Origin of the sequence: Pseudoalteromonas byunsanensis, assembly GCF_001854475.1 — a bacterium.
Taxonomy (GTDB): Bacteria; Pseudomonadota; Gammaproteobacteria; order Enterobacterales; family Alteromonadaceae; genus Pseudoalteromonas; species Pseudoalteromonas byunsanensis.
The window spans coordinates 70,130-83,270 of sequence record NZ_MNAN01000032.1 but is presented as its reverse complement, the minus strand read 5'-3'; the positions used below and the strand labels follow the sequence as shown (position 1 = coordinate 83,270).

Genomic DNA, 13,141 nt, shown 5'->3' with positions numbered 1-13,141 from the left:
ATGGAACTGAACAAACTAGATAAAGTACCACCAAGACTGCCAGATAATTGGAGTAGTAGTTATATATCTTACTGGCAACCAATGCTGAGCGAAGACGATATCACCTCAGGTTATTGTTGGTTTGACTATACGAATAACGTGTGTCGTATTGATGGCCTATTTAATCCTTGGAGCGAAGCACAAAAGGGCCATCGTTTATGGATGTCGGAAGTTATGTATCCAAGTAGCCATGAATCTTTTAAAGCGAAAGTCGCATACACCAGAGCGCACACCAACATGGGCAGTGAGTTTATCGAATCGGTGCTTGATGATGAAGTGGATGTGTGTCATGAGTTAATTTTAACGCAAGATGTGCTGCTGCAGTGTGATGCGCAATTTGCGGGGTTACACGACGTACTAGGTCAGTCCGCAGAAGCGTGGACGTTCGAGCGGCCGAATGGCAAAGGCCCTGCAACGTATTATTTTGCAGCAGGCACCAATCAGTTGTTGAGAATGGTGACAGGGGACCCCAGTGTTCATGCATCGGTTCGGGACTTTCCGAATTTTAACACACTAACCATACCTGCTAGCACGTTTGAAGTAATCAAACTAAAATCGCTCGAATAAGCGGTTTTTGGCACTGAGAATGAGGCATGCCAACCATGTAAACTGACATGGTTGGCCATGAAGGCTTTAATCGTACTAAATTGTATAATGTCTTTACCCATACGCACACAGGTTCAGAGTTGATGATGTCAGTTGATGGAAACCTGGCGAATTATTATTAGGCAAATAATCCTCACTAGGGTGAGAAATGTAATACATTTGAGTTTAAAGCGTGCAATTCAATATATTTTTAAAATATTAGCTTGTGTACTTTGGATGCTGCTATCTATAAACATTTAGGTACTTCTGATGATTAAATTCGGCGGTAACAAAGTAGACTCTACAGTTTCACCACGGATCAGGCTGAGTAAGTTTGAGACCAGCATCTGCCCCGCCAATGTGGTATTTTGTTGCACAGTGGTTAGTGCAGGAGACACATAGCTTGCCGCAGGAATATTATCAAACCCTACTACTCGTACATCATTAGGAACCACAATACCCGCCTCTTGTAGCGCGCGGATAGCTCCGATGGCTATTAAATCACTGGCTGCAAACAGTGCATTAAAGTGAATGTTATTAGCGATTAAAGATTTAGTAGCATGATAGCCGGAATCTTCAGTGGAGATAGCATTGGCGATTTTGCGTTCATTTAATTGAATACCTTGCGCCTGAAAAGTATCTTTAAACCCTTTGTAGCGAGCAAAAAACTCAGGGCTGTGGTGAGATGCATCACCAATAAAAGCACAATCTGTACGTTTTTGATCAATTAGATGCTGTGCGGCCAGTTGTCCGCCACCATAATTATCACAGCTAACCGTCAGATCAGGCCTACCATCAACCTTGGCACCCCAGCAAACAAATTTTGTGTCTTGTTCTAACAGCTGTTGTAAACGAGACTGATAGTCTAGGTAATCACCGTAGCCCAATAAAATAATACCGTCGGCGCGATGACTATCTTCATAATCGGCGCGCCAATCTTGGCTGCTTGATTGAAACGATACTAACAAGTCATATCCCTCTTTAGAGCAGGCGCGCGTAATGCTGCCAAGCATACTCAAAAAGAAAGGATTGATTTGTGACTCATCAGTAGTGGGGTCTTCAAACAGTAACAGCGCTAAAGTACTACTTTGCTGGGTACGTAAGTTACTGGCATTTTTATCTACTTTGTAGTTAAGTTTAGCTGCAACTTCGTGCACTTTGCGTCGAGTTTCTTCATTGACCAAGGGACTATTTCTCAGCGCACGCGAAACCGTAGACTGCGACACACCAGCGTAGTGGGCAATATCAAAAGATGTTGCTTTACCTTTATGCTTCATTTTTATACTCAACAGTAGTTAACTCAGTCATTGTCAGGATCTGAACAAATATTTCAACCAATTTCGCCATAAACCTAAATTTTTTATTGCCACTTTCTGACACCGGTGTCATAATGTTGGTGTTTTATCATTTTGTTGTCAAAACGTATTGGCTGCCCAACAAGTGTGGGCAGCACTTTTTTTACGTCAGTTAGCGTGCAAAATTAACTGAATGACCAATAGAAATACTTGCACTGGCAACCTGGGCTTGGTGCATAAAAATAAGCGCTTATCGCGCAATGACAAAAGAGAAAACAACATGACCCAGACAACAAGTTACCAACATAAAGATTTCGATCCAATTGTCGTTGCCGATATTGGTGGAACGAACGCAAGATTTGCCATCGTCGCGGATTATTGTCAACAAACTCGTCAATTCGAAATACAACATCAGATCACCTACCCAAGTGCAGAATTCCAGTCTTTTGAAGCCGCACTAAATCGCTTTCTTAGCCAATTACCGATAGACAGACCAAAAAGAGCGTGTCTTGCGGTTGCAGGCCCAATTAAGTCTCAACAGGTCTACTTAACAAATCTAGGCTGGCATTTCGGTATTGCGGAACTCAAAACTCAAATGCAGTTTGACGAGCTAGCAGTTATCAATGACTTTGCTGCTTTTGCCTATGCTGCACCGTATTTGGACGCAAAACAGAATTTAATTATTAAGTCAGGCCAACCTGAACCTGATGCCAACATCGCTGTTATGGGGCCGGGTACAGGCTTTGGTGCTGCGTGTTTAGCACGCGATATTAATGGTAGTGCAGTGATGAGTTGTGAAGCTGGACACATTAATTTGGCGCCAGTGACAGCTTTAGATAGGCAACTACTACATGCACTGCGTTCCAATTTACAACATGTTTCAATAGAGAGTGTGTTCTCAGGCCCGGGAATTGCGCGCTTGTATCGCGCAATGGCCGAAGTAAAAGGTCATACTCCAATGGATCTGAACGCTTCACAAATTAGCCAGCTTGCAGCTGAGTGTGAAGTGTGTGATGCAACCTTAACTCACTTTTGTGACTGGATGGGCAGTGTAGCAGGTGATCTAGCTCTGACATTTGGTGCGCTAGGTGGCGTGTATATAGGAGGTGGTATTTTACCTCGCATGACAGATCGCTTATTATCAAGTCGATTTATTGAACGGTTCACTGAAAAAGGGTTAATGTCACAGTACGTTGGACAAATCCCGGTGACTTTAGTAGTACAAGACAATATTCCTCTTATTGGTGCTGCGGCATGTTTGCATGAGCGTCGCGCATAGCAAGGGGCCTGGAATAATTGCATGAAAAAAGTAACCATTAATAGTGTTGCAACCTACGCTGGCGTATCCAAAAAAACGGTTTCCAGAGTACTTAACAATGAGCCAAACGTTAGCCCAGCAACGCGTGAGAAAGTACTAAAAGTATTTAAAGAACTGGACTATACGCCCAATCCTATCGCTCGTGGTTTGGCGAGAAATCGAAGCTTCATTATTGGTTGCCTGTATGATAATCCAAGTAAAAGCTATATAACTCGGGTACAAAGTGGAGCATTGGAAGCTTGCCACAAGCATCACTACAATTTGCTTATCCATCCATGTGAGCTGCGCGGTGAAGAGCTTATTGCCAACATCGAGCACTTACTTACCACATCTAGGTTAGATGGCATGGTATTAACACCGCCATTTTCAGACTCACAAGAATTAATAGATTTTCTGAAGAAAAAGAAAGTGCATTTTGCGCGTGTTGCGTCGGCCATTGATGATGCTGAGTCAATATCAGTGCGCAGCAACGATGAGCTAGGCGCGTATGAAATCACTGAGCATTTGATAAAACTAGGTCATAGTAATATCGCTTTTATCAAAGGTCATCCAGATCATAGTGCTACCGAGCAGCGTTTTTCAGGTTATCAACGTGCATTGGCCGAGCACAATATAGCCTTTAATCCCAAATTGGTTGCAGAGGGTAACTTTAGCTACCATTCCGGTGCTGATAGTGCCAAGGCGATACTAGATTTAGACCCAAGGCCAAGCGCTGTATTTGCTTCAAACGATTACATGGCTGCCGCGGTGTTAAAGCTCGCAACCCAAAGACAACTAAAAGTACCACAAGACATCTCTATTGCGGGTTTTGATAATGCACCAATTGCTCGCCATATTTGGCCTGGATTGACAACCATTGCACAGCCAGTGGAAGAGATGACACGTCAAGCTGTAGAGCAATTGATTTTACAAATAGGTGATGAGCAAACGCCAGTTTATCAGGCAACGCTTGAAGCAAAACTGATCACCCGAGAGTCAACAGCACAACATAAGTAAAGTTTCCGATTTCAATTATTATACTTGCCCAAAAGCCCTGCACATCGCAGGGTTTTTTTTATGGTAAATAGCCACGCAACCTTGTGTTAGATCAAGGTTCAATTGGCTACTCAGGCGTACTGTAAAGCTACCAGCTAATGGTAAATGACATAACAACAGACAATAGGAATTGAACAATGAATATTGAGCGCCATAGTCTTGCTAAAGAGTTACCTGAGTTTAAAGACAAAATCCATGAGCTAAAAATGAAAGATCGTCACTTCGCTAGGTTGTTTGACGATTATCACAATGTAGACCATGAGGTTATTCGCATTGAAGAAGGATTAGAAAATACTTCTGATGAGTATTTGGAATCGTTGAAAAAACGTCGTTTATATTTGAAAGACCAGTTATATCGTATATTGAAATGCGCATAGATAGAGAGAAAGAATTTTCCCAACCTACCAAATTACGAAGTGATTGAGTATCTGGTAGGTTGGGTAGATTGCTTCACAGTATTATCAGACAAGGCCTTCCATTTAAACCCTAAAGTATCAACCACGAAGATGCTGGGTAAACTACTTACTATGCTGTTCATCAATGAGCCACACAGTAGTTAAAAGTCCGAGTGTAATATTTTCCACTATACTTCTAATCATTGCTTTTATGATGGTGTAGATATGTGGGATTGTTAGCGCTCATTCTTGTTATTGCTGGAGTTGTTGGGCTGTGCCTATCCCTTCACTGGGCATACAAAATCTGTCAGATTTCTCACCAATTTGGTTGGCGGGTGCTATTTGGGCTAATTATATTTTTTATACTGGGTTATAGCGCTTTTACCGCCTATTTATTTGAGCGAGAGCAAGTCGAGCTACTCAATGTGGGCTTGGCAAGTATCCTATTTTTTGGTTCTATATTTGTCTTAATAGTCAATCATATGGCTCATCAAAGCCTGACAACGCTGGCGAAGCTTGTTGAAGATGAGCGCTTTCATGCGCAAACAGATTTTCTAACCAAGTTGAATAACAGAGAGCATTGCGTCAACTCCATCGAGGCAAAAATTTCTCAAGGTCATGCGTTTGCAGTCATGTTGGTCGACTTAAATAATTTCAAACAGATCAATGACTCGGTAGGGCACTTGTTTGGGGACAAAGTGCTGATTGCTTTATCTCATAGGCTGACGGAAGCTTTATTGCCTGGTAGTGCGCTTTTTCGCATGGGTGGTGATGAGTTTGTAATACTTATTTCTGGCATTACAGAAAGAACTATTTATGCACAAAACAATGCGCTTATTAAGGCGTTGGATCAGCCGTTACAGATTGACGATGTGGCTGTTGATGTATATTACAGTGCAGGAGTAAGTCTATATCGTGGTAGCGAACTCAGCGATTGCACCACTTTGTTACGCGATGCGGATATCGCTATGTACAGTGCTAAGCGTTCACGCCAATCTTTGGTGATATTTGACGAAGTGTTGCACAAAGGGTGTGACCAGGAGTTTCACATTTCAGTTGGTCTTAAAGAAGCATTTGCTCAGCATACACTGAAAGTATTTTATCAGCCGATGATCAAAGCCAAGAGTGCCGAGGTACATGGTGTGGAGGCTCTTGCTCGTTGGCCACAAGCAAACGGTACAATTATGATGCCTGAGCATTTTGTGCCCGTTGCTGAGAGTAGTAATTTGATCCGCCAACTGAGCTTATTTGTAATTAAGAGAGTGTTTGCAGACTTACCAGCGTTATTGGCGTGTGACGAAAATTTAGTCGTTCATATTAACTTATCTAGCTATGACTTTTTAAATAAAGAGTTGATCAACTTGTTAGCGAGTTTGCTAAGCGATAACCAAATTGCCGCTAAGCATATTACCTTTGAGCTGACAGAAAGCATGGTAGTTGCTGATATGACACAAACACAAGCACTGATTGAGGTGCTCATTGATATGGGATTTACGGTGAGCATAGATGATTTTGGGACTGGTTTTTCTTCGTTTAAGCTACTGAAAGAGCTACCAGTATCACAAATAAAAATCGATCGCTCTTTTATTGAAGCTTGTGTGAAAGATGAAAAATCGCAGATCATTGTTGAAACAACCATGTTTATGGCAAAACGCCTCAAATGTAGTGTGGTTGCCGAAGGAGTTAACCATGACAATGTGGCGAGTTACTTAACCGCTATCGGTTGTGATTATTTACAGGGCTTTAATATATGCGAAGCGCTACCATTGGAAGAATGTGCAAAGTGGATCAAATCAAATGGGTTGGTAAAAAGTGTATTAAAAAAATACTAGTAAATTACTTTGCACTGTACGCCACTGAGTGAGTTGTTTGTATAGTGGCTATGATTGTCCATCACTGTAATTTAGCTCCTAGAAAAGCGGTGCTTTTATAGGGGTTTTGAAGCCATACAATTTGTCAAAATCTGGTATGTTATTTTCCCAAATGGGCGTATCTTTGCCGATATATTCACGCATTGCATCAAAGAATAGCCTTGTTCTAACGGGTAAATCTCGATGTGGATAAACAGCATACAAAGCAGAATAATCGGTCAGTTTGACATTGGTTAGTAGGGGGACCAATTGACCATTGATGATCTCCTGATCTACCAAAAAGGCAGGTACAGTGCAAAACGCCGTGTCAGAGAGTACTTTCATCATAAGCAACTCACCATCATTACTTCTGAAGACACTTTTAATCGGAATTTCTTGTGGCTCGTCTTGGTCATCCAAGTAGTGAATGCCAGTGACCTTGAGCCCATCGCTGGCATAAGTTGCAGCTGGCAAATTGGCAAGCTCTTGCATGGTTTTTGGTTCACCAAAGGTGTCTATAAACTGTGAGGTTGCCAGAATAACCAGTCGATTTCTCGCTATTTTACGAGCAATCAGAGTTGAGTCTTTGGGCTCACCCACGCGAAAAGCCAGATCATAACCCTCACCGACCACATCGACTAATCTATCTTCAAGACGCAACTCCACTTCAACCTGTGGAAAGCGCTTTTGAAACTCGTTTACAACTGGTTGTACGTAGCGCCTACCTATAATCGTTGAACTCGTTATTTTCAGCAGGCCTTTGGGTTCAGTATGATAATTTTCTGCAAGTAATTGAGTTTCGCTGAGTAGTCTTCTTAATTGCTGGGCCTTTTTGACCATTTCTGCACCAGCAGCCGTTAATGAAAACGAACGGGTTGTACGATTTAACAACCTAACACTAAGTTCATCTTCTAACTTACTAATTTGTTTGGAAATAACTGAACGGTCAATGTTTCTATTTTGTGCAGCTTTAGCAAAAGAGCCTCTTTCTACAACATCCAAAAACATTAATAAGCGTGTACTTGTGTCCATATTCAGTTTCTCTAAAATGTTTATTGGTGCCATTTTGGCATTAAATAATTTAAAAAACGATGCTTTTTTGTCTCTTTTCTGATCTATACACTGTCTGCAATCAGTATTAGGAGATCAAATCATGAAAAAATCACTCGTGACGATAGCGATTCTGGGCTGCTTAGCCTATTTGACAGGATGTAGTGAATCACATGCAGAGGCCCCAGCGCAGAGTGTGCAAGAATTTAAACAACCTATTGATGTTACAGCGGTAAAATCTTACTCAGTACAGCCTTGGTTTACTTACACTAGCCGCTTAGAAGCCGTTGAGTTTGTGCAGCTTAGAGCGCGTGTATCAGGGAATATTGCAGAGGTTAACTTCAAAGAAGGGCAGAAAGTCAAAGAAGGTGACGTGCTATTCACGCTAGACAAACGTCCTTTCATGGTCAAAGTGGCTGAGTTAGAAGCTTTACTAGCCAGTGCAAAGGCACAATTATCTCAAGCTGAACGCGATGTAAAAAGAGCTGCAAGACTATTAAATACCAAATCGATTTCTCAAGAAGAAGTGGAGCAGCGCCGATCTTTACTAGATCAGCATCAAGCCAATGTTATGGCAACTCAAGCTAAGCTCGATGCCGCAAAGCTAGATCTAACCTATAGCGAAGTAAAAGCGCCTATTAAAGGCATCGTATCTCGCGCTGAGTTGACCACAGGCAACACAGTACAGGCAGGTACTAGCGTGTTAACTCACTTGGTATCAAATGATTTTGTTTATGCATATTTCGATATTAACGAGCGCACATGGCATAAACAGTTTAATCAGCTGCGTGGTAACAAACAGACTCAGGTTGTGATGCAAATGCTTGGTGAGCAAGGGTTTGAACATAGTGGAACGGTTGATTTTGTTGATAATCATATTAACCGCGAAACAGGTACTCTACGTGTTCGAGCGGTCTTTGAGGCAACGGAACAATTAAAACCTGGCGCATTTGTTCGCGTGCGTATTGCCGCTGATGATGTTCAGCAACAGGTGTTGGTACCAGAGAGAGCCATTGGCACGGACCTAAAAAATCGTTTTGTGTTAGTAACGGATGAGCACAATGTGCTGCAATATAGACCCGTTACACTGGGTGAGCGCTACGGAGTTATGCGTGCGATTTTGACAGGTTTAAAGCCTGGGGACAAAATCGCAGTTAATGGTCCCGCCAGAGTTGGCCCCGGAATGCCTATAGCTCCGAAAATGGTAGAAGTTGAACCCGATAAAGCACTGTTGGTCATGAATGCTTCAAGCCAACCGTCTCTATTGGTAGCTGAGCGAGGAGAATAAGGGATGTCTTTTTCTCACTTTTTTATTAAGCGGCCCATTTTTGCGGCCATGCTCTCATTGGTAATTTTTATTGCAGGTGCTTTGAGCTTGTTCCAACTTCCGGTCAGTGAATACCCTGAAGTTGTGCCTCCAACAGTCGTGGTATCAGCCAGTTATCCAGGCGCGAATCCGACAGTTATCGCTGAAACCGTGGCGACACCCCTTGAGCAGGAAATAAATGGTACAGAAAATATGCTGTACATGTTTTCTCAAGCGACCAGCGATGGACGCATGACGCTGACGGTTACATTTGCGTTGGGCACGGACTTGGACAGGGCACAGGTGCAAGTGCAAAACCGTGTAAATAGCGCACTGCCTCGTTTACCTCAAGAGGTACAAAGGTTAGGCGTTGTTGCTGAGAAAGCGTCACCTGATTTGACCATGGTGGTACATCTATTCTCACCGACAAACAGTCACGACACAACGTACCTATCTAATTATGCAGATTTATATGTTAAAGATGAGATAGCGCGTCTGCCTGGAGTTGGCGATGTGCAGCTATTTGGTGGTGGTAAGTATGCCATGCGAGTCTGGCTTAACCCAGATGCACTGGCGGCAAACCAGTTAACGGCTATGGATGTTGTTACGGCATTACGTGAGCAAAACCAACAAGTCGCAGCGGGTAGTCTTGGCGCTCAACCTGCGGCAAATGAGTCTGAGTTTCAAGTTCTGCTTAATGTGCGTGGCCGTCTTGGTAGCATAGAAGAGTTTGAACAAGTGGTTATCAAAGTTGGTGAGCAGGGGGCGCTGACCAGACTCAAAGACGTAGCAAGAATAGAGCTTGGTCAGGATCATTATTCATTGCGAGCACTGCTAGATGGACAGCCTGCGCTTGCGATGCCAATCTTTCAACGTCCAGGTTCAAATGCTATTGAGTTGTCAGATCAAGTTCGTCAAACAATGGCCCGTTTAAGCGAATCGTTCCCTGAAGGCGTAGAGTATGACATTGTTTACGACCCTACAGTGTTCGTGCGTGGTTCAATCGATGCGGTTATTACGACCTTACTTGAAGCCATTGTACTGGTAGTGTTAGTGGTGATTCTATTCTTACAAACTTGGCGTGCTTCAATTATTCCATTGATCGCAGTACCTGTATCTTTGGTTGGTACTTTTGCGGTGATGCAATGGCTCGGAGTATCTATTAATACCTTGTCACTATTTGGCTTAGTGCTGGCAATTGGTATTGTGGTTGATGATGCTATTGTTGTTGTTGAAAATGTTGAACGAAATATAGCGAACGGACATACTCCAGTAGAAGCAACTAAGCTGGCGATGAACGAAGTGACAGGACCAATTATCGCTATTGCGCTTGTACTGTGTGCGGTATTTATCCCAACAGCATTTATCACGGGGCTGTCAGGGCAATTTTATAAACAATTTGCACTTACTATTACCATCTCGACTATTATTTCCGCAATTAACTCGCTGACCTTATCACCAGCGCTCTCGGCTTTACTGCTAAAACCTCATGGTAGTAAGCCCGATGGATTAACACGCGTATTGGATAAGGTATTTGGACGCTGGATTTTTACTCCTTTTAATCGCTTTTTTGATAAAAGCAGTGAAGGGTATGAAAAGCTGGTTAAAAAGCTTATTAGATTGTCTGCTGTGGTTATGGTGTTGTACGTAGCGCTTTTGGGCTCGACGGTTAAGCTGTTTGATGCTGTGCCCGGTGGCTTTATCCCAGCTCAAGATAAGCAATATTTAGTCGCAATTGCCCAATTACCGGATGCCGCGAGTTTAGACAGAACCGAAGCTGTAACGAGGCAGATGGAGCAAATAGCCTTGCAAGTCCCAGGTATAGCAAATACGGTTTCGTTCCCTGGGTTATCGGTCAACGGTTTTACCAATAGCCCAAATTCGGCCATTGTGTTTACACCCCTTGAAAGCTTTGAGAATCGTAATGACCCGAGCTTGTCAGCAATGGCGATTGCGATGGAGCTTAACAAACGCTTTACTGCAATAGATGAAGCTTTTGTGGCTGTCTTTCCTCCCCCGCCAATACAAGGCTTGGGCACAACTGGTGGTTTTAAACTGCAAATTGAAGACAGAGGTAACAAGGGGTTTGAAGCGTTATTTAATACATTGCAAACCGTGACCAATGAAGCACGAAAAGACCCTGCACTAACAGGAATGTTCTCTAGCTTTAGAATTCAGGTGCCGCAAATGGATATAGATATCGACAGAGAGCAAGCATTGTTGCAAGGCATTCCACTGTCTGAGGTATTTAATGCATTGCAGGTGTATATGGGGTCTTTGTACGTGAATGACTTCAACTTGTTTGGCCGTACCTATCAGGTTACAGCTCAAGCTCAAGCGCAAAGTCGTTTAGACCCACAGCAGATATTGGCGCTAAAGGTGCGCAATGTACGAGGCGATATGGTGCCGTTAGGTTCTGTATTAACAGCCACACCTACTACAGGCCCTGATAGGGTTATGCACTACAATGGCTACCCAAGTGCCGAGCTAAACGGCAGCCCTGCACCGGGATTTAGTTCCGATCAGGCCCAGCAGGCAATGGAAGCAATATTAGCTCAGCATTTACCCAATGGTATGGCGTTTGAGTGGACCGATGTGACTTATCAGCAAATATTGGCGGGCAATACTATGGTATATATTTTTCCGCTGGTGGTGTTGTTGGTATTTATGGTGTTGGCGGCACAGTACGAGAGTTTAAGACTACCGTTAGCCATTATTTTGATAGTACCGATGACAATTTTCTCTGCATTGCTTGGGGTTTGGTGGATAGGTGGCGACAATAATATATTCACGCAAATTGCATTGATCGTGTTAGTCGCACTAGCTTGTAAGAATGCCATCTTAATGGTGGAATTCGCTAAAGAGCAAAACGATGCAGGGCAAACCGCGTTAGAAGCAATCATCACCGCTTGTAGATTGCGTCTCAGACCAATTTTAATGACCTCGATTGCATTTACCGCTGGCGTAATTCCTTTGGTTTTAGCTTCAGGTGCAGGTGCAGAAATGCGTCACGCAATGGGAGTGGCTGTGTTCTTTGGTATGTTAGGAGTAACACTGTTTGGATTGCTATTTACACCGGTATTTTATATGTTGGTCAGTCGTAAAAAAGCTAAAAATGTACCAGATCCTATAAAGATTTTGACACATGATTAACTTATAGTTGAGCTGCGCAACAATGAATGTTCTAATAATTAAAACGGTTATTAGAACATGGCATACAGCTAATAAGCCTTCAGTTAAAATAGAATGAGAATCGCGTGACAACAATACCTGAAACCATGAAAGCAATCCTACTTGCAGAGCCGGGTGTGCACTTTCGTTTGCAGCAGGCCCAGTTGAGCACGCCAATGCCAACAGCACAGCAAGTGTTAGTAAAGGTTGAATACACGGGGTTGGGTAGTTTAGATGAGAAGTTTGCCCAGCAAGGTGCGCCCTGCTGGCAGTATCCTCATGTATTGGGCTTTGATGCTGTTGGAACTGTAGTTGATGCGCCTAAGGGAATGCACCCGGGTGTTGGCACGCGAGTGATGTGGCACAATGATATCAGCACCCCTGGGGTGATGAGTGAATATGTCGCTGTGGCTAACTATGCCTTAGCTGTGGTTCCTGAACATGTTGACCCCATTGTTGCTGCTTGCTTGCCAACTCCTGGTATGACAGCGTTAATTGCCTTGCTGAAATTACAACTGGATGAAGGTGATTCGATTTTTATTGAAGCAGGGCATACCTGTACAGGTCAGTTGGCTATTCAATTTGCCAAACAACAAGGGCTTATGGTGTTTACCAGTTGCCCTGATGGTTTTCAAGAGCTTTTAAAAGAGCTGGGAGCAGATGCGGTGTTTGCAGAGCAAGATGAAAATCTTGCCGATCTGATCCAGCGTCAATATGGATACGATGGCGTGCAAGGTGTTATCGATAGCACCGGTAAATACACCAATGAGTTATTATCACTGTTGCAGTTTTGCGGCCGGATCAGTTGTATTTCTGGTTTGCCACAGCTTGACGACGCTCTATTATTTAAAAAGGCGCCGAATATTGGTGTGGTGTCTTTACCTGGAGCTTGGTTGGCAAAGAGTATATGTGCCCAGCAGCGTATGTCGTTTCTAGGCAATATATTGATGGACAATCTTCAGCAAGAGAATCTGCGTATATCAAAACATGAGCTCGTTGCTTTTGAAAGTGGTGAAATCACGCGAGCTTTACGCCAAACACAACATGCTTTAGGTACCTTTCAGAGCATAAAAGTAGCTTAATTTCGGTACATAAAA

General features: G+C 43.1%; 10 protein-coding genes. 8 read left to right on the top strand and 2 right to left on the bottom strand.

Annotated elements, in window-relative coordinates; all coding sequences use genetic code 11:
* Window positions 1–606: a violacein biosynthesis enzyme VioE gene (gene vioE / locus BIW53_RS12360; protein ID WP_070992332.1), complete on the top strand. Its 606-nt coding sequence runs from the start codon at window positions 1–3 to the stop codon at window positions 604–606.
* 275 nt (window positions 607–881) lie between these two features.
* On the opposite strand, the gene BIW53_RS12355 is transcribed toward vioE, so the two are convergent.
* On the bottom strand, window positions 882–1,901 hold the full coding sequence (locus BIW53_RS12355) for a LacI family DNA-binding transcriptional regulator (RefSeq protein WP_070992331.1): 1,020 nt from the start codon (window positions 1,899–1,901) through the stop codon (window positions 882–884).
* Between the two features lie 298 nt (window positions 1,902–2,199).
* Between BIW53_RS12355 and glk the strand changes: the two genes are divergently transcribed.
* The 4 genes from glk (at window position 2,200) to BIW53_RS12335 (ending at window position 6,499) form a co-directional block, all read left to right on the top strand.
* Window positions 2,200–3,198 carry a glucokinase gene (glk, locus tag BIW53_RS12350; protein ID WP_070992614.1) on the top strand — a complete coding sequence of 333 codons (999 nt, stop codon included), beginning with the start codon at window positions 2,200–2,202 and terminating at the stop codon, window positions 3,196–3,198.
* 21 nt (window positions 3,199–3,219) lie between these two features.
* Window positions 3,220–4,233: a LacI family DNA-binding transcriptional regulator gene (locus BIW53_RS12345; protein WP_070992330.1), complete on the top strand. Its 1,014-nt coding sequence runs from the start codon at window positions 3,220–3,222 to the stop codon at window positions 4,231–4,233.
* Window positions 4,234–4,409: 176 nt separating this feature from the next.
* Window positions 4,410–4,649, top strand: a complete 240-nt coding sequence (locus BIW53_RS12340; RefSeq protein WP_070992329.1) for an HP1242/YdcH family protein — start codon at window positions 4,410–4,412, stop codon at window positions 4,647–4,649.
* Between the two features lie 245 nt (window positions 4,650–4,894).
* Window positions 4,895–6,499, top strand: coding sequence for a putative bifunctional diguanylate cyclase/phosphodiesterase (locus BIW53_RS12335; protein WP_084228150.1), 1,605 nt, complete (start codon window positions 4,895–4,897; stop codon window positions 6,497–6,499).
* A 78-nt stretch (window positions 6,500–6,577) separates the two neighbouring features.
* Here BIW53_RS12335 and BIW53_RS12330 read toward each other — a convergent pair whose 3' ends face one another.
* Window positions 6,578–7,549 (bottom strand): LysR family transcriptional regulator, encoded by a 972-nt coding sequence (locus BIW53_RS12330; RefSeq protein ID WP_070992328.1) that lies wholly within the window; start codon window positions 7,547–7,549, stop codon window positions 6,578–6,580.
* Between the two features lie 121 nt (window positions 7,550–7,670).
* On the opposite strand from BIW53_RS12330, the gene BIW53_RS12325 reads away from it, so the two are divergent.
* The 3 genes from BIW53_RS12325 (at window position 7,671) to BIW53_RS12315 (ending at window position 13,126) form a co-directional block, all read left to right on the top strand.
* Window positions 7,671–8,855 (top strand): efflux RND transporter periplasmic adaptor subunit, encoded by a 1,185-nt coding sequence (locus tag BIW53_RS12325; protein ID WP_070992327.1) that lies wholly within the window; start codon window positions 7,671–7,673, stop codon window positions 8,853–8,855.
* A gap of 3 nt (window positions 8,856–8,858) precedes the next feature.
* Window positions 8,859–12,026 carry an efflux RND transporter permease subunit gene (locus BIW53_RS12320; RefSeq protein ID WP_070992326.1) on the top strand — a complete coding sequence of 1,056 codons (3,168 nt, stop codon included), beginning with the start codon at window positions 8,859–8,861 and terminating at the stop codon, window positions 12,024–12,026.
* Between the two features lie 104 nt (window positions 12,027–12,130).
* A complete protein-coding gene (locus tag BIW53_RS12315) occupies window positions 12,131–13,126 on the top strand; it encodes a zinc-binding dehydrogenase (RefSeq protein WP_084228149.1) in 996 nt (331 codons plus the stop codon).
* Window positions 13,127–13,141 lie beyond the last annotated feature (15 nt).